A 22,663-nucleotide genomic window follows, 5' to 3' on the forward strand; every position below is an offset into this window, starting at 1 on the left:
TCGAATCGTGAGCACACCGATCCCCGCCCCGGAAACCGACGCCGCCAAGCGCGTGCTGCCCCCGAAACCGAAGGCGGCCGCCCTCGTCTCGCTGTCGTTCACGCTGCTGCTCTACCTGGTCGAGCTGGTGGACGTGATCCTGCCCGGCGACCTCGACCAGGGCGGCATCCACTCCCGCGCCCTCTCCGGGCTGGACGGCGTGCTGTTCGCGCCGGTGCTGCACGCCGGCTGGTCGCACCTGTTCGCGAACACGGTGCCGGTGCTGGTGTTCTCCTTCCTCGCGATGGCCGCGGGGATCGGCCGGTTCGCCCTGGTCACGGCCATCATCTGGGTGGTTTCCGGGCTCGGCGTGTGGCTGATCGGGCCGGCGAACGGTGTCACCGTCGGCGCGTCCGGGCTGGCCTTCGGCTGGCTGGCCTACCTGCTGGTCCGCGGCATCTTCAACCGCGCGGCCGGGCAGATCCTGCTCGCCGTCGTCCTGCTGGGCGTGTGGAGCGGCATGCTGGCCGGCCTGCTGCCGGGCAACCCCGGTGTCTCGTGGCAGGGGCACGTCTTCGGTGCGCTGGCCGGCGTCCTCGCGGCGTGGCTGACCAGCCGCACGGGCAAGTCCCGCAAAGCCGTCCCCGCCGCGCCGGGTAACCTCGGGGTGTGACGTCTCCGCCCGCTGATGCCCCGATCGGCGTGTTCGATTCCGGCGTCGGCGGGCTGACGGTCGCGCGGGCGATCCTCGAGCAGCTGCCCGCCGAGCAGCTCCGCTACGTCGGCGACACGGCGCACAACCCGTACGGTCCGCTGCCGATCGCCACCGCCCGCAGCTACGCGCTCGCGGCGCTCGACGAGATCGTGGAAAGCGGCGTGAAGGCGCTGGTCATCGCCTGCAACACGGCGTCCGCGGCCTGCCTGCGCGACGCCCGCGAGCGCTACGACGTCCCGGTGATCGAGGTCGTCCTGCCCGCCGCGCGGCGCGCCGTCGTCGCCACGCACACCGGCCGCGTCGGCGTGATCGGCACCGAGGGCACCGTGCGGTCGCGGGCCTACGAAGACGCCTTCGCCGCGGCGCCGGACATCACGCTCACCAGCGTCGCCTGCCCGCGGTTCGTGGACTTCGTCGAACGCGGCATCACCTCCGGGCGCCAGGTGCTCGGGCTCGCGCAGGGCTACCTCCAGCCGCTGCTGGACGCCCAGGTCGACACGCTCGTGCTCGGCTGCACCCACTACCCCCTGCTGCAGGGGGTGCTGCAGATCGTCATGGGCCAGGAGGTGACCCTGGTGAGCAGCGCGGAGGAGACCGCGAAGGACGTCGTGCGCGTGCTCACCGAGCGGGATCTGCTGACCACCAGGGACACGCCGCCGCGGCACGAGTTCCTCGCCACCGGCTCGGCCGAGCCGTTCACCCGGCTCGCGCAGCGGTTCATGGGCTTCGCCCCGGGTGTCCTCGCTCCCACCACTGCGTGATCGGCGCCGCGTGCGCTTAGGGTGTCGTCGTGCGACTGACCATCCTCGGATGCTCCGGCAGCATCCCCGGGCCGAACGCCGCGGCGTCCGGTTACCTGGTCGAGGCCGAGGGCTTCCTGCTCGGCCTCGAGCTCGGCAACGGCACCCTGGCGCAGCTGCAGGCCGTGACCGACCCGTTCGACCTGGACGCGCTCGTGCTCACGCACCTGCATCCCGACCACTGCGCCGACGTCAGCGCGCTCACCGTCCTGCGGCGCTACCATCCGGCGCCGCCGTACCCCGCGCGGCCGCGGCTGCTGCCGCTGTACGCGCCCCATGACGCGCCGGTCCGGCTGGCGAACGCGTACGCGCCCAACGAGACCGAGCGGGCCATGACGGACCTCACGGACGTCTACGAGTTCCACCCGCTGCGGGCCGAGGCGTTCCGGATCGGGCCGTTCGACATCGTCGCGGCCGAGGTCTACCACCCGACCCCGGCGTACGGCCTGCGCATCTCCTACGGCGGCCGGATCCTGGCCTTCACCGGCGACAGCGCGCCGTGCCCGGCGCTCAACGAGCTGGCCGACGGCGTCGACCTGCTGCTGGCCGAGGCGTCCTGGACGGACTCGGCGGAGCGGCCCGCCGGGGTGCACCTGTCCGGGAAGCAGGCGGGCGAGCTGGCGCGCGACGCCGGTGTCGGGCGGCTGCTGCTCACGCACATCGCGCCGTGGACGGACGCGGGCGCGGTCCTCGCCGAGGCCTCGGCGGCTTTCCCCGGGGCCGAGGTCGTCAAGCAGGGCGCCGTCTACGACGTCTGAGCGGCGCAGCACCAGCCAGCTGACCAGGCCGAGCGGCAGGATCAGCCAGCAGGACAGCAGCCGGTAGGCGAGCACGGCGGCCGCGGCGGCCGGGTGCGCGGCGCCCGCCGAGACCAGCCCGGCCAGCAGGCTCGCCTCGATCACGCCGATCCCGCCCGGAGTGAGCGGGATCTGGCGGATGACCTGGACGGTCAGGTAGACGCCGGCGAGCTGGGCGAGGCTCAGCGGCAGGCCGAACCCGCGGGCCGCGGCGGCCAGGCAGAGCAGGTCGGTGAGCCAGTTCGCGGCGGCCGCGGCGAGGGCGAGCGTCCAGTGCCGCGGGGCGACGTCGCGTGCGGTGGCGAGAGCGTCGAACAGCGGCGCCAGGCGTCCCTTGTGGACCTTCCGCGGGCGCGGCGGGCGGCGGCTCAGTACCCAGGCCCCCGCGGCGGCCGCGAGCAGCACGGCGGCCGCCGGGGCCACGCCGAGGCGCAGCAGGCCGCCGGTGACGTACAGCAGGGCCAGCCCGGCGAAGGACAGCAGGCCGGAGAGCACCATGACCGACGTCGCGGCCGCGCGGTCGGCGCCGCCCGCGCGGAACTGCCGGAAGGCGTAGGCGGCCGACACCGCCGACCCGGCGGGCAGGCTGATCGAGATCGCGGAGCGGCTGTAGGAGAGCGCGAGCGCGCGGTGGCGGGGCAGCCGCACGCCGAAGGCGATGAGCAGGCGGCGCTGCTGGCGGGCGAACATGGCCATCGAGGCGAACTCGGCGAGCGCGCCGGCCAGCAGCCAGCCGGTGTCGCCGCCGCGTAGCGCGGTGAGGACGTCGGACGGCGCCGGCAGCTTGTCGCGCAGGGTCAGGACGGCGAGCACGCCCACTGCCGCGACACCCAGGACCTTCAGGACCCGCTTGACCATCGTCCCCACCTCAATTCATCGTGTGATGAATTCTGCACCCGGGGTCGAGCTAAGTCAACGTGCGCTGAATTACTGTGGGTGTGACGCGGTGGCGGCGGTCCGGGTGGCCGGTCCTAGAGTGCTCCCGTGGCTCGAAAAGATGGCAGGAACGACGACCAGCTCCGTGACATCAAGATCACCCGGGGGTTCCAGCAGTGGCCGGCGGGCTCGGTGCTGATCGAATTCGGCAACACGCGGGTGCTGTGCGCGGCGAGCGTCACCGAAGGGGTGCCGCGCTGGCGGGCCGGCTCGGGCCTCGGCTGGGTGACGGCCGAGTACGCGATGCTGCCGTCGGCGACCAACACCCGCAGTGACCGCGAGTCGGTCAAGGGCCGGATCGGCGGCCGCACGCACGAGATCTCGCGGCTGATCGGCCGGTCGCTGCGGGCCTGCATCGACCTGGCGGCGCTGGGCGAGAACACGATCGTCATCGACTGCGACGTCATCCAGGCCGACGGCGGCACCCGCACGGCGGCGGTGACCGGCGGCTACGTGGCGCTGGCGGACGCGATCACGTGGCTGGGCGCGGCGAACCGGCTCAACGACCCGCAGCCGCTGTCGTCGTCGGTGGCCGCGGTGAGCGTCGGCGTGGTGGACGGCCGCGTGCGGCTGGACCTGCCGTACGAAGAGGACTCGCGCGCCGAGGTCGACATGAACGTGGTGGCCACCGACGCGGGCACGCTGATCGAGGTCCAGGGCACCGGCGAGGGTGCGACGTTCGCCCGGTCCACTTTGGACACGATGCTGGACATGGCACTGGCGGGCTGCGCGGAACTGACCCGGCTGCAGAACGAGGCGCTGGCGCTGCCGTACCCCGGCGAGCTGCCGGAACCGCGTCCGGACAAGAAGAAGGGCTCGAAGTGACGAAGCTGCTCCTGGCGACGCGCAACGCGAAGAAGCTGGACGAGCTGCGGCGGATCGTTGCGGCGGAAGGCCTTTCCGGCATCGAGGTGCTGGGTCTGGCGGACGTGCCGCCGTTCCCGGAGGCACCCGAGACGGCCCCGGACTTCGAAGGCAACGCGGTGGCGAAGGCCCGCGACGCGGTCGCGGCAACGGGCCTGCCCGCCATCGCGGACGACTCGGGAATCGCGGTCGACGCACTGAACGGGATGCCGGGAGTGCTGTCGGCCCGCTGGTCGGGCCGCCACGGCGACGACGAAGCCAACCTGGACCTGGTACTGGGCCAGCTGCGCGACGTCCCGGACGAGCGCCGCGGTGCGCAGTTCGTCTGCGCGGCGGCGCTGGTGCTGCCGTCGGGCGAGGAGACCGTGGTCCGCGGTGAGTGGCGCGGGACCCTGGTGCGCTCGCGCCGGGGGACGAACGGGTTCGGGTACGACCCGATCTTCCAGCCGGACGGGGAGACCAGGACGTCGGCGGAGATGGAGCCGGCGGAGAAGGACGCGGTGTCGCACCGCGGACGGGCGCTGCGCGCCCTGCTCCCGGCTCTGCGGGAACTGGCCTAGAGCCTGGTCTGTCGCGGCGAGATCAGCTTCCGGTGGGCTGAAAGGCGCCTTCGTCTCATCCGGTGCAGCGAACGGGCCTTTCGTCTCGTCAGATGCGAGGAAAGCGCCTTTCAGCCCACGCCATCGCGTCCACCGACGACGGATTTCGGCCTGCGTTGTCCGGCGCCGACGCGCATCGCCCAGCCACTGTCAACGAACCTCAGACGCGGGACGCTAGAGGCCGGGGACGTCCGGCGTGACGGCGTGCGGCGGCCCGGCGTCGACCTGGGTGGCGACGTCCCGGGTCCAGAGTTCGACGACGTGGCCGTCCGGATCGGTGAGGTAGGCACTGCGCTGCCCGGGCGCGGCCGGATCGTCGCCGAAGTAGACCTCGTCGACGTGCGCGCCTTCCGCACGCGCCCGTGCGACAGCGGCGTCGTAGTCCTCCTCGGCGACCGTCATCGCGAAGTGGACGTGGGCTCCCGGCCGGGCGTTCGCGATGCCCGTCGTGGGCTTCCAGAGGCCGATGCGCGTCCGGTCGCCGGACTGGACCCAGACGGCTTCGCGGTGTTTCCAGGCCGGGCCCTCCCAGCGGAGGACCACCGGGAGGCCGAGGACCTGGGTGTAGAAGCGTTCGGAGGCTTGCAGGTCGCGGGCTTCGAGGACCAGCTCGGTCACGCCCTGGGTGAGATCAGCCATGACCCCATGCTCTGATCTCCACCAAGGTCGAGGTCAAGAAGCCAGGCCGAGGTCGCGGATCAGCTTCGCCACGTGGCCGGTCGCCCGGACGTTGTACCAGGCGTGCGCGATCTTGCCCTCCGGGTCGACCACGAACGTCGACCGGATCACGCCCAGGTAGGTCTTCCCGTAGTTCTTCTTCTCCCCATACGCGCCCCACGCCGAGATCACCGTCTTGTCCGGGTCGCCCAGGAGGGGGAACGTCAGGCCTTCGTTCGAGACGAACTTGGCCAGCTTCGCCTGCGTGTCCGGGGAAATCCCGACGACCTGGTAGCCCGCGTCGTTCAGCTCCGCCAGGTTGTCGCGGAAGTCGCAGGCCTGCTTCGTGCAGCCCGGGGTGCTCGCCGCCGGGTAGAAGTACACCACCACCGACTGGCCGCGGAAGTCGCTCAGGGACACCTCCTTGCCCTCGCTGTCGGGCAGGGTGAAGTCCGGGGCAGGGTCACCGGGGGAAAGGCGCTCGGTCATGGCCCGAGCCTAACCGCGGCGGCTCAGGCGGGACCGCAGTAGGTGACCACCGTGGCGTCGTTCGCGCTCGGGCGGATCTGCAGCCGGAGCTGCGTCTGCTCCTTCGGCACCGCGAACGCCAGCGTCAGGTGGACCGAGCGGCCTGGCAGCACGTCCTTGCCCGCGTCGGTGATGCCGGTGAAGCCCTGCGCCGTGTCCACCACCTGCTGGACCGGGTTCCCGCCGGAGGTGGCGGTGACCGCCAGGCCCGACAGCTTGTACGTCGTCGAACCGTCGTTGGTCAGCTGGACGTCGAAGGCCGCGCCGCGGGGGCTCTGCGGGTACGCCGCCGGGCTGGGACGGAACGACGTGGGGGCGCCGACCGAGATCGTCAGGCCCGTGGCGAACCGGTGGTCGGCGCCGAACTCCAGGTCGTTGCCCGCCGGTGCGGCCGTCGCTCCGGCGCCCGCGGGCGAGCCCGCCGCGCCGAGTGCCGCCGTGCCGTCGTGTGCCGCGGGGACCCCGCACGCCACCGCCAGGGAAAGCAGTCCTGTGGTGAACATGATCTTGCACGTGCGCGCGAGCGCCATCGCGGGTACTCCAGTCGGCGGGTCGGGTGCCGTCGGCAACGGGGGATTGCCGGGCGAACCCGCTCCACTCTGGCCGTGATCGCGCGCGGTTACGAGGCGCGACCGCGGGTTGTCGCGGACCTGGTGCCACCCCGTGGCCAATCCGTGACCGGAACGGCACGGCTGGTGACAATCACTGCCGACATGCCACTTAAACCGCGAGCGCGAACAACAGGATGAAGATCGCCACCCCGGCCACCCACGCGGCCATCAACCAGCCGAAATCGCGGACCGGGTCGACCGCGCGGCTCTCTTCCCCCGGCACGTACACGCCGCGTTCCTCGAACCAGTCGGCCCAGCGGGCGACCCAGCGCAACGGGTTGCGCGACGACATGCTTCACCTCCGGGAACCGGCTTCCTCCGTCACAGTACGGGTTCGGCCGGGGCCGCCGGAAGCCGCGTGACGGCCGGGGGAAGCCGTCCGCCGGGTTCGGCCGTTCGGCGGCAGCGGGACACCGGTGCGTCCTCACCCGAAGCAACGTCGATACCCCACGGTCGAGTGAACCTCGGTATCTCCCGTGTAGAGCTTCAGGCGAGGCCGTGGCGCTGCAGGATCGCCACCGCACGGACCGTGGCGTAGCCCCGCCAGTCGAGGGCCGCGGCGGGGGAGAAGCTCGCGAAATCCACCCGCCAGCCCCCGTCGTCCTGCTGCCCGTCCGCGAGCCGGCGCAGTTCGGCGTCGATCACGCTGCCGGTGAACAACGCGCGCGCCGGACGGTCCGGCAGCGGCGCGAAGTCCAGGGCGCGCAGCGTTTCGCCGTCCGAACCGCCCTCGACCGGGACCAGGCCGTCGGCCGGGACAAAGGCGGCCAGGTGGTCCAGCAGCGCGGGCGCTTCCGCGTGGAAGTCGCAGGCCGCGTCGGCGAACCGCACCGCGAACGACAGCGCGATCGCGTGCGGTGCCGAGGAAAGCTCGCGGATGGCACGGAAGCAGTACTGCGTCGCGGCCGCCGTCCACGGGTGTTCGCGGACCGCCCGGTCGTGCCGCGCGACGCGCAGCGCCACGCTCGTGGCGAACGCGGTGCTCTGCAGCGTGGCCGCCGCGGGATCGGCCTGCACCCAGAAGGGCGCGCAGCCGGCGGAATCCGCCACGGGCAGTGCGAAGGGCAGGCCACCGTCCGATGTGGACACCGACGCCAGCCAGTCGCACAGGCGGCCCGCGTGCGGGCTCGTCTCCGGCGCGATCTCCTCGAACACCTCGAAGGCGTGGAGGGCACCACCGGGCTGGCTTTCCGGCGCCCGCAGGTCCGGTTCGAGGCCCCAGCCGTAGCCGCCGTCGGGATTGCGGTATCCGTCGACGGCGGCGAGTACCGCACTGACGTCGGTTTCGCCGCGAAGCAGCTCGAAGCGGCGACGGTCGAGAAGGCGGGCGTGGGTCGCCATGAAGGACGCCGCCGCGGAAAGGTGCACAGCCATGCGGCCAGCGTGGCAGCCCGCCCGGCCGCCGGTCTTGAACGGATCGGAACTACCGGCCGCGGAAGGTGCGGCGGTAGGTGTCCGGCGGGACGCCGACCGCGCGGCTGAAGTGGCGCCGCAACGTCGTCGCGGTGCCCATGCCGACCGAGCCTGCGATGACGTCGATGCCCGCGTCGGTGTTCTCCAGCAGTTCCTGTGCGCGGCGGATGCGCTGGGTCAGCAGCCACTGCAGGGGCGTCGTGCCGGTCACCGCGCGGAAGTGACGGCCAAGGTGGCGGGAGCTCATCTTCGCTTCGCGGGCGAGATCCTCGACCGTCAGCGGCTGGTCGAGCCGTTCGGTGATCCACGGCAGCAGCGCGGCCAGCGGGTGGTCGTCCCGCGCCGGGACCGGGGTGGTGACGAACTGGGCCTGGCCGCCTGCCCGGTGCGGCGGGACGACCAGCCGGCGCGCGGCCGCGTTGGCGACCGACGGGCCGTGGTCGGCGCGGACCAGGTGCAGGCACAGGTCCATCGCGGCCGCCTTGCCCGCGGAGGTCAGCACGCTGCCGTTGTCGACGTAGAGGACGTCCGGGTCGACCGTCACCCGCGGGTAGCGGGCGGCGAGGACGTCGGTGTGCGCCCAGTGGGTGGTCGCGCGCAGGCCGTCCAGCAGGCCCGCGGCGGCCAGGACGAACGCTCCCGTGCAGAGCGACGCCACCCGCGCACCCCGCGCGTGGGCCGTGCGCACCGCGTCGACCAGCTCGGCGGGCGGATCGGCGTCGACGTCGGCCCAGCCCGGCACGAGCACGGTGCCCGCGCTCGCGAGCCGGTCGAGCCCGTGGTCCGGCTCCAGCAGGAACCGGCCGACCCGGACGGCGTGGTCGCCGCACACGGCGAAGTCGTACCGCGGGTTCTCGCCGAAGACCTCGGTGGCGATGGTCAGCTCGAAGGCGAGCATCCCGTCGGTGGCGGCGAGCGCGACAGTGTGCATGTCCGGAAGTGTACGGATCACGTCGTTCCGGACACTGTCGCCGGGGCGGGACGGTCGTCAGGATTGCCGCATGACTTCGGTACTGGTTTACGGCGCTTACGGACACACCGGCCGCTTCGTGGTCGGCGAGCTGCGCGAACGCGGGTTCACCCCGGTCCTTTCCGGCCGCGACGCGGCGAAGCTGCCGGGCGGGCGCCCGGCGCCGGTCGACGACCCGGCGGCACTCGACCGCGCCTTCGACGGCGTGGCGGCGGTGATCAACTGCGCGGGCCCGTTCGCCGCGACGGCCCAACCGGTGATCGAGGCGGCCGTCCGCGCGGGCGTCCCGTACGTGGACGTCGCCGCCGAGCTGGAAGCCAACCTGGACACCTTCGAGCTGACCACCGACACGGTGGTGGTGCCCGCGATGGCGTTCTTCGGCGGCCTGGGCGACCTCCTGGCGACGGCGGCGCTGGACGGCCGGACGTCGGCCGACGAGGTGCACATCGCGTACGGCCTGAGCGGCTGGCGCCCGACGGCGGGCACCCTCGCCTCGGGCGAGGTGTCCCGGGAACGCCGGGGCAGCAAGCGCATCCGCTACGCGGGCGGCCGCCTGGAGTACCGCGACGACGCCCTGCCGACGCTGGACTGGGAGTTCCCGGAGCCGCTGGGCACCCGCGCGGTCTTCGGCGAGTTCTCGATGGCCGACATCATCACGATCCCGCGCCACCTGCAGGTCCGCGACGTGACGACGTACATGACGGTCGACGCGGTCACCGACCTGAGGGCAGGCGGCAAACGGGACGCCGCGGAGACGTTCGTGGTGGACGTCGTGGTCCGCGCGGGCGGCGGGGAACGCCGGATCACCGCCCGCGGCAAGGACATCTACGCGGTGACGGCACCGCTGGCGGTGGAGGCGGTCGAGCGGATCCTGTCCGGACGGACCCTGGTCAAGGGCCTCGCGCCGGCGGGCGAGATGTTCGACGCGGCCGACTTCCTCCGGGCGCTGGCGCCGCACGTCACCGTCGAAACGCACTGAGCGCCGCTCACGGCCGCAGGGTGGCGTGGCGTTCCAGGAACCGGGCGACGTCCGCCGGATCCTCCAGCGGCAGCGGGTAGACCAGGAGGCGGTCCACGCCGAGCTCGGCGTACCGCGCGGCGTCGCGTGGCTGGACCACCACCGGGTCGAGCGGCATGAAGGTGATCTCCAACCTGCCCAGCCGCGGCGGGCGCTCGACCTCGTCCGCGGCCCGCCGGAGCCCGGCGAGGTGGCGGGTCAGGTCCTCGAGGGTGCCGTTGCCGAACCAGCCGTGACCGCGGGCGACCGCGCGGCGGAACGCGGCGGGGCTGTGCCCGCCGACCACGATCCGCGGCCGCGCCGGGCGCGGATGGGCGTCCACGTCGCGGAAGGAGACGAACCGGCCCTGGTAGGCGGGAGCCGGTTCGGTCCACAACGCGGTCATGGCGTCGAGGTATTCGTCGGTGCGCCTGCCCCGGTCGGCCATCGCCACCCCGACCGCGCGCATTTCGGGTTCCAGGTACCCGGCACCCACCCCGAGCAGCAGGCGGCCGCCGCTCAGCACGTCCAGGCTCGCCGCCTGCTTGGCGAGGACGAGGGGGTTGCGCTGCGGCAGGATCACGATCCCGGTTCCGAGTTCCAGCCGCCGCGTGACGGCCGCGACGTAGGACAGGTGCACCAGCGGGTCGAGGATCGGGTCCGCCGGGTCCATCGGCGACTCCGGCACCCGGGGACTTGGGAGCACCACGTGCTCGCCCACCCACCACGACGCATAGCCGAGGTCCTCGGCCAGCCGCGCCAGCCGGACCGTCTCGGCCGGGCCGAGGGTGGCCTTGGCGTTCAGTCCGAATACTCCCAGTTCCATCCCTGGTGCCCTTCGCCGTGACTCGCTGATCGGGTTCATCGTCCGGTGGTCCGGCGGGTGGCGTCCAAGACCTGTGGTCATAGCCTGTGGCTATGGATGTCCATGTCCGGGACCTGCGGTACTTCGTCGCGGTGGCGGAGGAGCTGAGTTTCACCAAGGCGGCCGTCCGCCTGTTCATCGCCCAGCCGTCGCTGAGCAAGCAGATCCGCCGGCTGGAGACGGTGTTGCGGGTCGCGCTCTTCGACCGCGACCATCGCACGGTCGCACTGACGGCCGCGGGCGCGGCGCTGCTGCCGCAGGCCCGGCAGGTCATCGGCCAGTGGGAGGCCGCGCAGCGGGCGCTCGCCGACGCGGCCGCGGCCGAGCGAAGGACCTTGACGGTCGGCTTCCACACCCGGATCGGCCGCGGTCTCCTCCCCCGGGTCACCGCGGCCATGGCGACCGCACTGCCGCAGTGGCGGCTGCTGTTCCGGCAGATCGCGTGGAGCGACCCGACGGTGGGGCTCGACAGCGGCGAGGTCGACGTCGCCGTCGCCTGGCTGCCGGTCCCGGAAGGGTTCCCGCGCAAGGTCGTCGCCACCGAAGACCGGTGGGTCGCGCTGCCCGCCGGTCACCGGCTCGCCACGCGCGAAGCGGTTCCGTTGAGCGAGCTGGCGGGGGAGCCGTTCATCGCGCTGCCGCGCTCGGCCGGGCCGCTTCGCGAGTTCTGGCTGGGAAACGACCGGAGCCCGGCGCCGGCGCGGGTCGTCGCCGAGGCCGAAACCGCCGAGGAATCCCTCGAAGCCGTCGGCTCCGGCCTCGGCGTGGCACTGCTTTCCGCGGGCAACGCGCAGATCTACCAGCGGGACGACATCGTCTGCCGCCCGGTCACCGGCCTGGCACCCGCCGAACTCGCGGTCGTGTGGCGGGCGGGGGAGGAACGTCACGCCGTGCGTGTCTTCGTCGAGGCGTGTGAGCGATGCCTGTGCGACGGCGGCTGAGTGGGCCCGGAGAGACTCGAACTCTCACTGGCATGGACCTAAACCATGTGCCTCTGCCAATTGGGCTACGGGCCCCCAGTACCCGGAAGCCTAGCGTGCGGCGTGGCCCGTGCGGCGGCGGCGGGGCGGTCGACTAAGTTGGGGCCTGCAAGTCCCTTGCCGGCGAGGAGGACACGTGGCCCGCGATCCCGAGACGATCGAGCGTGAGATCGAGCAGGCCAGGACGGCCCTGGCGGCGACGCTCGACCAGCTGACCGTCAAGGCCGACCCGAAGAAGCTTGCGGACGCGGCGAAGGACGGCGTGCGCGCCAAGCTGGACAACCCCAAGGTCAAGTACCCGCTGATCGGCGCGGGCGTGCTCGTGTTCGTCCTGCTGGTGCGCAAGCTCCTCAAGTAGCGCTCAGGCCTGCTTGGCCGGCGCCTTGCTCTCCGCGGCGGGCGCCGGCTCGGCCGGGGCCTTGCGGTCCTCGACCTCCTTGGGGAGCTGCTTGCTCGGCGGCAGCTGCGGCTTCTTCTCCGCCGTGGCCGGGGTCTGCTGCTTCGGCACGCTGCCGGGCGGCGGGACCTCGAGCGGCGGGAGCTTCGGCAGCGTCAGCCGGGCACTCATGTATGCGCTGGTGAAGTCCAGCGCACTGCCGTTGAGCAGGTGCACCACCGTCGTCTTCGCGCCGTCGGCGAGTTGCTCGACCAGCTGGTCGGCCCGGTCGCGCGCCGCGATGATGCCGGGTGCCCGGGCGGTCAGCTCCTTGCCACGGCCGCTGACCGTGATCGCCCAGTCGGCGTCTTCCTGGACGTACGTCGCCGTGATCGTTTCCACCATCTGCCTCACGCCCCTCTCCCTCACCAGCATCCTTACACAACCGTGACTCGGCCACCGCGTTTTCGTGACGTGGTTCCCGCGCCCCTCCTCCGGTCGCGAAAGTCCAGCACACTTTCTACCGTGTCCTCGATACCGTAGAGCAACTCTGTGTCACAAGACACGACAGCGCTGAGTAACGACCGAATGGCCTAATGCGTCCGTGCGCGGGCACGCAGGCCGCTCCACAGCACGTCCATCGCGTACTCGGTGGCTGTCTCGGGGCTCACTTCCTCGTGCCGCTCGCACCAGATTGCGAGGCGTTCGCACGCGCCGACCACGAATTCCGCAGCGGCTTCGGCCCGCAGGTCGTCCTCGCTGTCGAAGTGGCCGCTCATCAGCGCGGCGATCAGGTCGGTCTGCTGGCGGCGGGTCTCCTCGACCTCGTCGGCGGCGGGCGTGCCGATCAGCGCCATCTCGTGCCGCAGCAGCGACCACGCCTGGCGCCGCTCCCGGATGAAGACGAAGAAGGCCAGCAGGCCGCGCCGCAGCGCGTCCTCGGCGTCTGCCGCCCCGACCGTCGCCTGCTCGGTGACCTCGCGCAGCACCGCCCGCGACTGCCGGATGCAGGCCAGGAGCAGGCCTTCCTTCGAGTTGAAGTACTCGTAGAGCATCGGCTTCGAGACGCCCACCAGCTCGGCGATCTCGTCCATGGACGCCGCCGCGTAGCCGCGTGCCGAAAACACCTGCTCGGCGACCTCGATCATCTGCCGTTCCCGCTCGGCCCGGGGCATGCGCTTGCGCTTGGCGGTGGTCACGGGCAACACTCTACCGGTAGTAACCTACTCTGAGTAAGCTGGACGACGAGTAACAGGAACCGGGAGGCGTCATGGGCGAGGAGACCGGCGTCGTCATCGTCGGGACCGGGTTCTCCGGTCTCGGGATGGCGATCCAGCTGCGCAAGGAGGGCCGGGACGACTTCGTCATCCTCGAGAAGGCGCACGACGTCGGCGGCACCTGGCGGGACAACACCTACCCCGGGTGCGCCTGCGACATCCCGTCGCACATGTACTCGTTCTCCTTCGAGCAGAACCCGGGCTGGTCGCGGGCCTATTCGCCGCAGCCGGAGATCTGGCGCTACCTGCGCGAAGTCGCCGACAAGCACGACCTGCGCCGGTTCATCCGGTTCGGCCAGGAGATGACCGGCGCCCGCTGGGACGCCGAGGAGAACCGCTGGCACGTCGCCACGAGGGGCGGCGACGAGTTCGTGGCGGACGCGCTGGTCGCCGGGGTCGGCGCCCTGCACCTGCCGCTGATCCCGGACCTGCCCGGGATCGAGGACTTCCGCGGCCCGGCGTTCCACTCGGCACGCTGGCGCCACGACGTCGACCTCACCGGCAAGAAGGTCGCGGTGATCGGCACCGGCGCCAGCGCGATCCAGTTCGTGCCCGAGATCGTCACGGACGTCGAGCGGCTGACGCTGTTCCAGCGGACGCCGCCGTGGGTCATGCCCAAGGCCGACCACGAGATGTCCGGGCGGACCCGCACGCTGTTCCGGGCGTTCCCGCCGGCCCAGCGCGCCTACCGGTCACTGCTGTACTGGCTGCTCGAAGCCCGCGCGATCGGCTTCAACGGGCAGCCGTGGGTGATGAAGCTCGGCCAGCGGCTGGCCCGGCGCACCATCGACCGCGCGATCAAGGACCCGCAGCTGCGGCGCAAGGTCACCCCGGACTACACCATGGGCTGCAAGCGCGTGCTCATCTCCAACGACTACTACCCGGCGCTGGCGCGGGACAACGTCGACGTCGTGACCGGCGGCGTGCGGGAGGTCCGCGAACACGGCGTCGTCGACGCCGCCGGGGTCGAGCACCCGGCGGACGTGATCATCTACGGCACCGGCTTCCACGTCACCGACGCCTTCGACGACCTGGAGATCGTCGGCCGCGACGGGCGCAACCTCGGCAAGGAGTGGGCGACCGAGGGCATGCGGACGCACCTCGGGATCACCGTCGCCGGCTTCCCGAACCTGTTCTTCCTGCTCGGCCCGAACACCGGCCTCGGGCACAACTCCGTCGTGTTCATGATCGAGGCGCAGATCTCCTACATCGCCGAGGCGCTGCGGCTGGCCCGCGGGCGGGCCATCGAGCCGAAGCCCGAGGTGCAGGAGCGGTTCAACGAACGGATCCAGCGCAAGCTGGCGCGGGGCATCTGGACCCGCGGCGGCTGCAAGAGCTGGTACCTGGACGCCAAGGGCGTCAACCGCACGATCTGGCCCGGCTTCACCTGGCGGTACTGGCTGGAGACGCGGAAGGTGCGGCGCGAGGACTTTCTGGTCGGCTGACCCGGGCCGGGGCGGGCCCTCACCGGTGGCGGGAGCCGGTGAGGGCCCGCGGTCAGCGGGAAACGTAGCGGCGCAGGCGCGCGATCAGGTCGACGGTCGGCAGCCCGCACAGCTCGGCCATGCGTTCCAGCGCGGGCAGGTCGAGGGCGATCTCGGCGGCCTCGTGCTCGCCGGCCTGCCGGAGCCGGTCCTCGGCCCAGCGGCGCAGCGGGAGGAGGTCGGCGGGGGCGTCGGCCACGATCTTGCGCAGGTCGACGCGGACGCGGCCGGGCTCGTCGACGAACACGCGGCGGTGCACCTTCGCCAGCAGGTCCTGGGGGAGCTCGTCCATCGCCACGCAGAGCTCGACCAGGCGCACCACGGAACACTGCCGGGTGCCCAGTTCGTAGGTGGCCAGCGTCTGGAGCGAGATCTCGCTCTGCAGGTGCTGGTTCAGCTCCTTGCGCGTCCATCCTCGGCTGCGCCGGAGCTTGCGGAGCTCGTCTCCGAGGATCCGCTGGTACTCCTCAGCGTCGATCAGCACATCAATGTCCCCTGCCGTGCGCTCCCGCGGCCCCCGCACGGGCGTGATAATTCCCGTGCAGGTGCACCCTCACGTGTATGTAAGTGCGCTGGGGCCCGGCCCTTACGCGATTTCGGGCATGTCTTTGATACCTATTGCGCGAGTTAGGCCGAACGGGTTAACGGCAGGTGGCCGACCGGCTCAGTTGACGCAGGGCACGCCCTCGGCGGTGATGGGCTTGTCCTCTTCGGTGTCCGGCGGCGGCGCGGCGGCCTGCGACGTCGGACCCGTGGCCGCGCCGGCACCACTGGCGTTCGAGCTGGGCCCCTGGTAGTCGGCGCCGAGGAACACCGTCACGTGCCCGGACTGGACGCTCTTGTCCTCCTGGATCGTCGGCGAGCCGCCGAGCGCGTCCGCGACGGCCTGGCCGGCGTCCTTGCCGCCCTTGGGCACCCAGATCACCGTCGTCTTGCGCGAGGTCGCGTTCGACGTCTCGCCGGAGGTGAAGCCCTTGCCTTCGAGGGTCTTGGCGACGCTCGCCGCGAGGCCCGTGCGGCCGGAGGCGTTGCGGACGTCGACCGTGGTCGCCTTGTTGGCGTTCGTGTCGGCCTGCTGCGCCGTCGGCGACTGCTGGCCCGGCGGCGGCCCTGCCAGTCCCTGCACGAACTGCTTCACCTCGGCCGGGTCGACCTGGATGGCGACCCCGTCCTCGGGCGTCTTGTACTCGACGTTCTTCACCGGGATGGTGCGGAACTCGAGCTGGCCGCCGGTCAGGCCCTTCATCTGCTGGGCGAACCCGAAGATGTCCCAGTTCTGGTTGAGCACGACCGACTTCTTGATCGCCTCGATGAGGTCGTTGAGCTTCGACGGGTTGGTCAGCGTGCCTGCCGAGAGCACCTTGCGGGCCATGCCCGCCATGAACACCTGCTGCCGGACCACGCGGTCGAGGTCGCCGCGCGGCAGGCCGTGGCGCTGGCGGACGAACTCGAGCGCCTCGACGCCGGAGATCGTGTGCTGGCCCTTGGTGAAGTTCGCGCCGGAGTACTCGTCCTTGACGTTGTTGTTCAGGCAGACGTCGACGCCGCCGATGGCCTTGGTGATGTCGCTGAAGCCGAGCAGGTTCACCGCGGCATAGTTGTCGATGGTCGAGCCGGTGAGCTTCTCGACAGTCTGGATCAGCTCCTTCGCCCCGGCCTGGTTGGCCTTGACGTCGAGCTCCTTCGGGTCGGTGACGCCCTGTTTCTGCAGGTCCTTGCGGGCCTGCAGCATCGCCCTCGCGTACGCGGAGTTGATCTTGTGCTTGCCGAAGCCGCCGGGGATGTCGACGTAGGTGTCGCGCGGCAGCGAGATCGCGACGGCCTTGCTGCCGTCGTTCGGGATGTGCACGAAGATCAGGGAGTCGGTGTTGAGCTCGCCGTCGGAGTCCCCGGCGCGCAGCTCGTCGAGCACTTCGCGCGGCAGCGGGTTGCCCTGGGCGTCGGTGCGGCTGTCGAGGCCGACCAGCAGGATGTCGCGGGCGCCGTCGGCGGGCTTGTCGCCACCGGCGTCGTCGCTGATCACGTTCGCGTAGTTCAGCCCGTTCACCAGGCCCTGCATGGCCGCCCACGCGTACCCGGTCAGGCCCATCACCAGCAGCGACACCACGGTGACCGCGACCTTCGCGCCGCGGAAGGAGTTGCGGCGGGCCCGCGGCGCCGGGCGCGGCTGGGGACGGCGGTCCGGCGCGGCACGGCGGACGTCCACCGGGTCACGGCGGGGCGCGGGGCGGCGGGGCGGTGGGGTGCGCCGGCCTGGCTCTTCCTGCCAGGGCCGGGCGGGGCGGCGGCCGCCTTGCCCGTTCCGAGGCGGGTGATCCACGCGGGCGACTCCTCACTGCTTCGATCGGTGGTACTGGGGTTGGGACGCATGGTGCCGTCCCCGGGTTGCCGTAGCGTTACACATCCCCCTGTGAATGTGTCGTGCACCACCCAGTTTCCCGCATCCGCGGCAATCGTGCCTGGTCACGACGTCAGGTTCGCCGGCCGCCTGGCGGGCAGCAGGGTCCCGGCGGCGGCGAGCAGCGCGAACCCGGCCGTCACCGCGTGCAGGGTGACGCCCAGCAGGCCGGGCGTGACGTCGTCGGCGGCGAACAGCAGCGAGGGTGCGCAGGCGAGCGCGGTGGCCAGCCAGGTGCCGGTCGCCGCGCCGGCGCCGATCCGGATCGTGTGCAGCAGGAAGACCCCGAGCAGCAGGTGCACCAGGCTCTGGATGGGGTCGAGCCGCAGGCCCAGCAGGTCGGCGTCGGCGGCCACCCCGCCGAAGCGGGTGAGCGCGAAGCCGAAGACGCCGAGCGTCGCGTAGCCGATGCCGAGCCCGGCCGCGGCCCGGGTGAGCACCGCCGTCCGGCGGCCGGGGTGCTCGGCCGCGCGGGGCGCGCGGTCACCGTGGGCGTGCCGCTCGAACCACCAGAACACGCAGGTCGCGGGCACCGCGAGCAGCCCGATCGCGACCAGCGTCCGCGGCCGGACCAGCCAGCTCAGGCCGTCGGCGATCCGCCCGGGGAGGTGGACGACGGCGACCAGCAGCAGCATCGCGGCGAGGAACAGCAGGTAGAGGCTCATCGGCGCGCGCAGCACGAACCGGCACGCGCCGTCGACGGCGGGCCGGGCACCGAGCCTGCCGAGCGGCCGGGCGAGCAGCCCCAGCACGCCCAGCTGGACCAGGCCGAGCAGCAGCACGCCCCACACCGGCGCCGAGAGCGCCGCGGGAGCGCCCGGGCTGCCGAGCAGGACGGGTGGCCCGCCGCGCAGGACACTCATCCCGGCCAGGCCCGCGACACCGGCCGCGGCGGCGAAGCCGAGCAGACGCCGGGAAGGCCGTACGCCGTCGGCGTGCGCGAAGGCGAGCTGCTGGGCGAGGAGCGCGAGGGCGAACGTCGCCGCGTAGCGCGGCAACGGCGACCCGGACCAGCTCGCCGTCACCTCACCGGCACCCACCAGCGCGAGCAGCCCGACGGCGGCGGTGACCGGCGCCCGGCGGTGCAGGGCCAGCAGCGGGGGAGCGCAGACGATGGTCAGCAGGTACACCCCGAGCAGCCACAGCGGGTGCAGCGCGATCCGCATCACCGTCGCCGTCGTCCCCGCCGGGATGCCGAGGAGTTCGAGGGCCAGCGGCGTCAGCAGCGCGACGACCGCGAAGATCAACGCGGGCCGCAGCAGCGGGCTGGCGCGTTCGGCCAGGTAGTGGCGGTAGCCGCCGCCCGCGTCCTGCTCGGCGCGCCAGCCGGCCGCGTTGAGGTGGCCGCCGGCGAAGAAGATCAGCGGGACGAGCTGGGCGAGCCAGGTCAGCGGCCACAACGCCGGTTCGGGCGCCCCGGCCCAGTGCGCGAGCGCCGTCACCGATTCGCCGAGCAGCAGGAGCACGACCCCGCCGGCGCCGAGCAGCGCCCACTGCCCGACCGACGCCGGCGCGGCGGGGACCGGGGCGGGGGTGCGGCGGCGGGCGTGGAACCAGCCGCGCAGCCGGAAGACCAGCAGGCAGCCGATCACCAGCACGCCGGCGACCATCGGGCCGATCGGGTCGCCGACCGGCGGGCCCCAGCGCTGGTGCCAGGAGTTGACCACGAGCCCGGCCGAGTAGAGGGACGCGACGACGCGGCAGGTGAGCGCCGAGTTCATCGGGTTGAGGTCGCAGGTGTGGTGCATGTCGGCCGAGAGCCTGCTGTCCAGTGCCGCGCGGATTTCGGGGCCGAGCGGGTGACCCTTGCGGTCGGCGTAGCGCAGGAGGTCGTAGCCGAGGTCGTGGGCTTTGCACGGGACGGCGTAGTCCCACTTCGTGTTGTCGTCGCCCCAGGGCGTCGAGCAGCCGCCGTCGGTGTGCACGGCGCGGACGGTGCCGTCGCGGGCTGTCAGCATGCCCGGCGTGACGCCGCTGAGCGCGGTGAAGTCCTTCGGCAGCAGGGCGAGCGCGTCCGGACGCGGGCCGGGGTGGACGAGTGCCTCGATGGCGTTCTGCGCGGCGAGGACGTCCCCGGTGGGCGGACCCTGGTCCGGTGGCGCCGGCGGGCGTGACGCGATCAGCCCGAACGCGAACACGACGAGCAGGACCAGCAGCAGCCAGCCGGACGTCGACCAGGGTCGGCGGAGAGGGGGCGGTTCGGGCATGGTTTCCAGGGTGCCAGCCGGGTCGTGCGGGGGACATGGGGATAACCGCAGGGTTCGGGTGCGGCTTTCCGTAAGCTGCCCGATCGGGTGACGGCCGGTCCCGCAGGGCTGCCCGTTCTTCCGTTCCGGCGCCGGCCGGACCGGGCCACACTGGTAAGTGGGGGCGCGGCGACCAGGAGGGCGTGCAGTGGGCTCGACCGATCCCGGCGGGGTGCCCGTGGAGAACACGGTGCGGGCCCTGCGCAGGCTGGCCCCCGGGGCGGCGTTGCGTGAACCGCGGACGCCGGAGCTGCGTGAGCTGGCGGGAGCCCTGCGTGGTTGTGCCCCGGCGGAGCTGGCGGTGCGGTACCCGCGGACGGTGGCACGCGTGGTGCTGGCTGACCAGGTGAGCGACCTGGGCCGGGCGATGACGGGCCTGTTCGGGCCGAGCGAGCGGACGGCGGAGGCAGCCCGGCTGGTCCGCGCGGCCCACCGGCACGGCGAACGCAGGCCGCGGCCGCTGCCGGAGCGGATGAGAACCGAGCCGGGCCTGCGCGCGGCGGCGTTGGGCTGGGCGGAGGCGACCGGACGGCGGGTGCTGGCTGCCGAGCTGCGCGGTGTGCCGCCGGCGGTGGACGGCGAGGACGGGCGGCGGGCTGCCGAGCTGGTGGTTGCTGCGGTGGTGCCGGAAGTGGATCGGGCGGACTGCGGGCGGGAAGTGCTGGTCCTGGAGGGTAGCGACGGGCGGACTGCGGCCGGGGGCGATGCCGGGAGCGGTGGTGCGTGCGGCTGCGCTGGGGATCGGGCTGGTGAGTGTGGGGCGTGCGGTTGCGCCGCGGATCCGGCCGGTGGGCGTGGTGCGTGCGGCTGCGCTGGGAATCGGCCCGGTGAGTGTGGGGCGTGCGGGTGCGCCGCGGATGCGGCCGGTGGCTGTGGTACGGGTGGCTGCGCTGCGGATCGGGCCGGTGAGGGTGGGGCGTGCGGTTGCGCCGCGGATCGGGCTGGCGGATGTGGTGGGTGCGACTGCGCCGCGGATCCTGCCGGTGGGCGTCGCGCGGGCGATTGCGCTGCGGATCCGGCCGGTGGGTGTGGGGCGGGTGGCTGCGCTGCGGATCGGACTGGCGGGTGTGGTGCGTGCGGCTGCGATGACCCGGTCGGCCAGCGCGGCGGTGGGGTCGGCTCGGAAGACTCGGCTGGCCAGCGTGGTGCTGGGCACGGTGGGAGCGCCTCAGCCGGGCGGTGTCGTGGTGAGTCCGGCCGCCCCTTCCTCAGCGTGCGCTCCCTGTACCTCGGCCCCCAGGGGTTCCGCGTCGATGTCCGGGCCGATCCGCCCGTCGACCTCGTCGTCGACCGCCACGGCCCCACCCTGCGGGCGCTCTGGTGGAACGGCCTCGGCCGCGTCGCCGACGACCTCGGCCATGAATACCTCCTCCTCGCCCGGGACCCCACCGGGACCGGGATCGTGCGGCACTGGTGCCATCCCCGGCCCGCACCCGGCGCCCGCTTCCTGCGGCTGGAGTCCGCCGGCTACCGCGGGGAACGGCTGCGGCTCGCGCCTGCCGCCGCCGGGACTTCCGCCGAGGTGGTCGTCAAGGCCGAACTCACGGTCCGGCTGGCCGTGTGACGCCGTCCGGGGCGAAACACACCTGGTCGCGGCCGTTCTCCTTGGCCAGGTAGACCGCCGCGTCCGCTGACTGGAGGAGGCGCTCCAGGGTGTCGCCGTGCCTCGGGTGGCGGGCTACGCCGATCGAGGCCGTTCGGTCGGTGATCGTTGCCGGGTCGCCGCGTTTGTCCGTTGTCACTATCTGCAGCTTGGCGATTGCCGTGCGGATGCGCTCGGCGGCTTCCCAGGTGGCCTCTTCGTCGATGTCCGGCAGCAGAATGAGGAATTCCTCGCCGCCGAAACGGCCGGTCAAGTCGCTCGGTCTCGTCACTTCGCGGAGAGTTTGCGCAACTGTGCGGAGCACGTCGTCGCCCGCCGGATGTCCATAGGTGTCGTTAATCCACTTGAAGTGGTCGAGATCGACCATCAGGAGCGCCAGTTGATCACCTGATCGTGTGGTTCGTTCCAGTGCGCGCTCGGCCGACTCCGACCAGCCGCGCATGTTGAGAATGCCCGTTTTCGGGTCCGTCCGGACGTCGTTCTGGAGCTGGTCGAGTTCGGCAAGGCGATTGAAGACGACCGTGACCACGGCCATCACCGCCACCATCGGCGGCACGGCCGCGAGCAGGATCGCGGTCACCGCGCCGAGGCCGATGGTGATCGCTTCGAGCATGTTGTCGGCCGGGCTGCCGAGGACGTTACGAACCGTGCGCCCGGCGGGGGAACCGAGCAGCAGCACCCCGCCCACGTACGCGATCTGGATCGCCTCGTAGATGGCGCCGGTCAGCACGATCGTGCCGAATTCGCGCAGGAATCCGGCCCAGTCCGCGCCCAGCACGTGCGGCCCGAGCGCGGTGTAGGTGAGGTGCGCCAGCACCCCTGCGAGGCCGTGTGTGATCGACGAGAAAATGAAGTTGTGGGCGGGCCTGCGCGCGATGAACCAGTGTTGCAGGCGGATCACGCCGATGACGAAAAGCGTCAGCGGTACCGGCAGGATCATCGCGGCGGAAAACGTCCACACGGCGGTGAGGTCGATCAGGACGGTTTTGGTCCTGTTCCGCCGCCGTTCCTCCTGCCGCTGGGTCAGCTGAATGTGCACCGTCGCACCGGCTGCGAGTATCGCGAAATTGAGCCAGTCGTTTCCGGACGGAATCGGCGAGCGTGCGAACGCGACGACCAGAATCGCGACCGCGACGGCTTCGGCCACCAGCATGAAGGCGACCTGCACCGGGCGGCGGCGCCACAGCGCCCAGTTGCGCGGCCAGTACGCGTGGTGAACCCGGGCGGTCGCCGTCGCGCCACTGGTCGTGGTCGCGGGCTCGCCTGTCGTCACGTCCCGCGGCGGCGGCCCGCCGCCGGCGCCGGGGTCGCCGTCCGGTCCTGGATGCAATTGGTCACCTCCTTTCCAGCCTAGTCCCGCCCTTGAGTAATCTCATCGGTACCTGGCAGAGTGTTCACGCATTCCGCAGCCGGGTACCATCCCACAGCAACGGATCCGCCGCGGCCTCGGGAGTAACTGCCGGGAACGCGGCACAAAAGGTTCTGCGAAGCTCTCCCCGCATGGAGGTGTCCCCATGAGCAACCGCGACTTCTGAACAGCTGCGAATTGTCCCAGTACTGCCCGTGAA

At 72.2% G+C, this 22,663-nt stretch carries 23 protein-coding genes, 1 tRNA gene and 1 pseudogene; 10 read left to right on the forward strand and 15 right to left on the reverse strand.

What is annotated here, in order from left to right; translation table 11 throughout:
- Positions 1 to 7: 7 nt before the first annotated feature.
- From ABJI51_RS22695 to ABJI51_RS22705, 3 genes are read left to right on the forward strand one after another with little or no spacing between them, the layout of a single operon-like run.
- Complete coding sequence (locus tag ABJI51_RS22695) at positions 8 to 652, forward strand: rhomboid family intramembrane serine protease (RefSeq protein ID WP_348953279.1); 645 nt, start codon at positions 8 to 10, stop codon at positions 650 to 652.
- Positions 649 to 1,455, forward strand: coding sequence for a glutamate racemase (gene murI, locus ABJI51_RS22700; protein WP_348953281.1), 807 nt, complete (start codon positions 649 to 651; stop codon positions 1,453 to 1,455). The genes ABJI51_RS22695 and murI overlap by 4 nt, the downstream gene beginning before the upstream one ends.
- 29 nt (positions 1,456 to 1,484) lie before the next feature.
- Positions 1,485 to 2,252, forward strand: a complete 768-nt coding sequence (locus ABJI51_RS22705; RefSeq protein WP_348953282.1) for an MBL fold metallo-hydrolase — start codon at positions 1,485 to 1,487, stop codon at positions 2,250 to 2,252.
- A gap of 87 nt (positions 2,253 to 2,339) precedes the next feature.
- On the opposite strand, the pseudogene ABJI51_RS22710 reads toward ABJI51_RS22705, so the two are convergent.
- Positions 2,340 to 3,149, reverse strand: a pseudogene (locus ABJI51_RS22710) (lysylphosphatidylglycerol synthase transmembrane domain-containing protein); the annotation flags it as partial.
- Positions 3,150 to 3,275: 126 nt separating this feature from the next.
- Between ABJI51_RS22710 and rph the strand changes: the two are divergent.
- Both rph and rdgB read left to right on the forward strand, forming a co-directional pair.
- Positions 3,276 to 4,052, forward strand: coding sequence for a ribonuclease PH (gene rph, locus ABJI51_RS22715; protein ID WP_043776727.1), 777 nt, complete (start codon positions 3,276 to 3,278; stop codon positions 4,050 to 4,052).
- Positions 4,049 to 4,651: an RdgB/HAM1 family non-canonical purine NTP pyrophosphatase gene (rdgB, locus tag ABJI51_RS22720; RefSeq protein WP_348953283.1), complete on the forward strand. Its 603-nt coding sequence runs from the start codon at positions 4,049 to 4,051 to the stop codon at positions 4,649 to 4,651. The genes rph and rdgB overlap by 4 nt, the downstream gene beginning before the upstream one ends.
- A gap of 213 nt (positions 4,652 to 4,864) precedes the next feature.
- Here the strand turns inward: rdgB and ABJI51_RS22725 are convergent, their stop codons facing one another.
- The 6 genes from ABJI51_RS22725 to ABJI51_RS22750 all read right to left on the reverse strand — a co-directional run bounded on the left by ABJI51_RS22725 (position 4,865) and on the right by ABJI51_RS22750 (position 8,830).
- Positions 4,865 to 5,329, reverse strand: a complete 465-nt coding sequence (locus ABJI51_RS22725) for a VOC family protein (protein WP_348953285.1) — start codon at positions 5,327 to 5,329, stop codon at positions 4,865 to 4,867.
- Between the two features lie 33 nt (positions 5,330 to 5,362).
- Entirely contained in the window at positions 5,363 to 5,836 is a 474-nt protein-coding gene (gene bcp / locus ABJI51_RS22730) for a thioredoxin-dependent thiol peroxidase (RefSeq protein WP_348953286.1), read from the reverse strand.
- 23 nt (positions 5,837 to 5,859) lie between these two features.
- Positions 5,860 to 6,405 (reverse strand): hypothetical protein, encoded by a 546-nt coding sequence (locus ABJI51_RS22735; RefSeq protein ID WP_348953287.1) that lies wholly within the window; start codon positions 6,403 to 6,405, stop codon positions 5,860 to 5,862.
- 190 nt (positions 6,406 to 6,595) lie between these two features.
- The gene (locus ABJI51_RS22740; protein ID WP_348953288.1) at positions 6,596 to 6,778 is read right to left on the reverse strand and encodes a hypothetical protein; all 183 of its coding nucleotides are present in this window, start codon (positions 6,776 to 6,778) and stop codon (positions 6,596 to 6,598) included.
- Between the two features lie 194 nt (positions 6,779 to 6,972).
- Positions 6,973 to 7,860, reverse strand: coding sequence for a hypothetical protein (locus tag ABJI51_RS22745; protein WP_348953289.1), 888 nt, complete (start codon positions 7,858 to 7,860; stop codon positions 6,973 to 6,975).
- 49 nt (positions 7,861 to 7,909) lie between these two features.
- A complete protein-coding gene (locus ABJI51_RS22750) occupies positions 7,910 to 8,830 on the reverse strand; it encodes a helix-turn-helix domain-containing protein (protein ID WP_348953291.1) in 921 nt (306 codons plus the stop codon).
- 70 nt (positions 8,831 to 8,900) lie between these two features.
- On the opposite strand from ABJI51_RS22750, the gene ABJI51_RS22755 reads away from it, so the two are divergent.
- Positions 8,901 to 9,848 carry a saccharopine dehydrogenase NADP-binding domain-containing protein gene (locus ABJI51_RS22755; protein ID WP_348953293.1) on the forward strand — a complete coding sequence of 316 codons (948 nt, stop codon included), beginning with the start codon at positions 8,901 to 8,903 and terminating at the stop codon, positions 9,846 to 9,848.
- Positions 9,849 to 9,855: 7 nt separating this feature from the next.
- Here the strand turns inward: ABJI51_RS22755 and ABJI51_RS22760 are convergent, their stop codons facing one another.
- The gene (locus ABJI51_RS22760; protein WP_348953295.1) at positions 9,856 to 10,692 is read right to left on the reverse strand and encodes an LLM class F420-dependent oxidoreductase; all 837 of its coding nucleotides are present in this window, start codon (positions 10,690 to 10,692) and stop codon (positions 9,856 to 9,858) included.
- Positions 10,693 to 10,784: 92 nt separating this feature from the next.
- On the opposite strand from ABJI51_RS22760, the gene ABJI51_RS22765 reads away from it, so the two are divergent.
- Positions 10,785 to 11,672: a LysR family transcriptional regulator gene (locus ABJI51_RS22765; protein WP_348953297.1), complete on the forward strand. Its 888-nt coding sequence runs from the start codon at positions 10,785 to 10,787 to the stop codon at positions 11,670 to 11,672.
- A 1-nt stretch (position 11,673) separates the two neighbouring features.
- Here ABJI51_RS22765 and ABJI51_RS22770 read toward each other — a convergent pair.
- Positions 11,674 to 11,747 (reverse strand) — tRNA-Leu (locus tag ABJI51_RS22770).
- A gap of 100 nt (positions 11,748 to 11,847) precedes the next feature.
- Between ABJI51_RS22770 and ABJI51_RS22775 the strand changes: the two genes are divergently transcribed.
- A complete protein-coding gene (locus ABJI51_RS22775; protein WP_348953298.1) occupies positions 11,848 to 12,069 on the forward strand; it encodes a DUF3618 domain-containing protein in 222 nt (73 codons plus the stop codon).
- A gap of 3 nt (positions 12,070 to 12,072) precedes the next feature.
- On the opposite strand, the gene ABJI51_RS22780 is transcribed toward ABJI51_RS22775, so the two are convergent.
- Positions 12,073 to 12,492 carry a hypothetical protein gene (locus tag ABJI51_RS22780; RefSeq protein ID WP_348953532.1) on the reverse strand — a complete coding sequence of 140 codons (420 nt, stop codon included), beginning with the start codon at positions 12,490 to 12,492 and terminating at the stop codon, positions 12,073 to 12,075.
- Positions 12,493 to 12,680: 188 nt separating this feature from the next.
- Positions 12,681 to 13,286: a TetR/AcrR family transcriptional regulator gene (locus ABJI51_RS22785; RefSeq protein ID WP_348953300.1), complete on the reverse strand. Its 606-nt coding sequence runs from the start codon at positions 13,284 to 13,286 to the stop codon at positions 12,681 to 12,683.
- Positions 13,287 to 13,357: 71 nt separating this feature from the next.
- Between ABJI51_RS22785 and ABJI51_RS22790 the strand changes: the two genes are divergently transcribed.
- Entirely contained in the window at positions 13,358 to 14,809 is a 1,452-nt protein-coding gene (locus tag ABJI51_RS22790) for a flavin-containing monooxygenase (protein ID WP_348953302.1), read from the forward strand.
- Between the two features lie 52 nt (positions 14,810 to 14,861).
- On the opposite strand, the gene ABJI51_RS22795 is transcribed toward ABJI51_RS22790, so the two are convergent.
- The 3 genes from ABJI51_RS22795 to ABJI51_RS22805 all read right to left on the reverse strand — a co-directional run bounded on the left by ABJI51_RS22795 (position 14,862) and on the right by ABJI51_RS22805 (position 19,453).
- Positions 14,862 to 15,332 (reverse strand): helix-turn-helix domain-containing protein, encoded by a 471-nt coding sequence (locus ABJI51_RS22795; protein ID WP_348953303.1) that lies wholly within the window; start codon positions 15,330 to 15,332, stop codon positions 14,862 to 14,864.
- 180 nt (positions 15,333 to 15,512) lie between these two features.
- Positions 15,513 to 17,168, reverse strand: coding sequence for an LCP family protein (locus tag ABJI51_RS22800; protein ID WP_489617904.1), 1,656 nt, complete (start codon positions 17,166 to 17,168; stop codon positions 15,513 to 15,515).
- 143 nt (positions 17,169 to 17,311) lie between these two features.
- Positions 17,312 to 19,453, reverse strand: coding sequence for a phospholipase A2 (locus ABJI51_RS22805; protein WP_348953304.1), 2,142 nt, complete (start codon positions 19,451 to 19,453; stop codon positions 17,312 to 17,314).
- Between the two features lie 1,252 nt (positions 19,454 to 20,705).
- On the opposite strand from ABJI51_RS22805, the gene ABJI51_RS22810 reads away from it, so the two are divergent.
- Positions 20,706 to 21,056, forward strand: a complete 351-nt coding sequence (locus ABJI51_RS22810) for a hypothetical protein (protein WP_348953305.1) — start codon at positions 20,706 to 20,708, stop codon at positions 21,054 to 21,056.
- Here ABJI51_RS22810 and ABJI51_RS22815 read toward each other — a convergent pair.
- The gene (locus ABJI51_RS22815) at positions 21,034 to 22,425 is read right to left on the reverse strand and encodes a GGDEF domain-containing protein (RefSeq protein WP_431605654.1); all 1,392 of its coding nucleotides are present in this window, start codon (positions 22,423 to 22,425) and stop codon (positions 21,034 to 21,036) included. The two genes, ABJI51_RS22810 and ABJI51_RS22815, sit on opposite strands and share 23 nt — an antisense overlap.
- Between the last annotated feature and the right edge of the window lie 238 nt (positions 22,426 to 22,663).

The organism is Amycolatopsis melonis, assembly GCF_040064235.1.
In the GTDB taxonomy this organism is placed as follows: Bacteria; Actinomycetota; Actinomycetes; order Mycobacteriales; family Pseudonocardiaceae; genus Amycolatopsis; species Amycolatopsis melonis.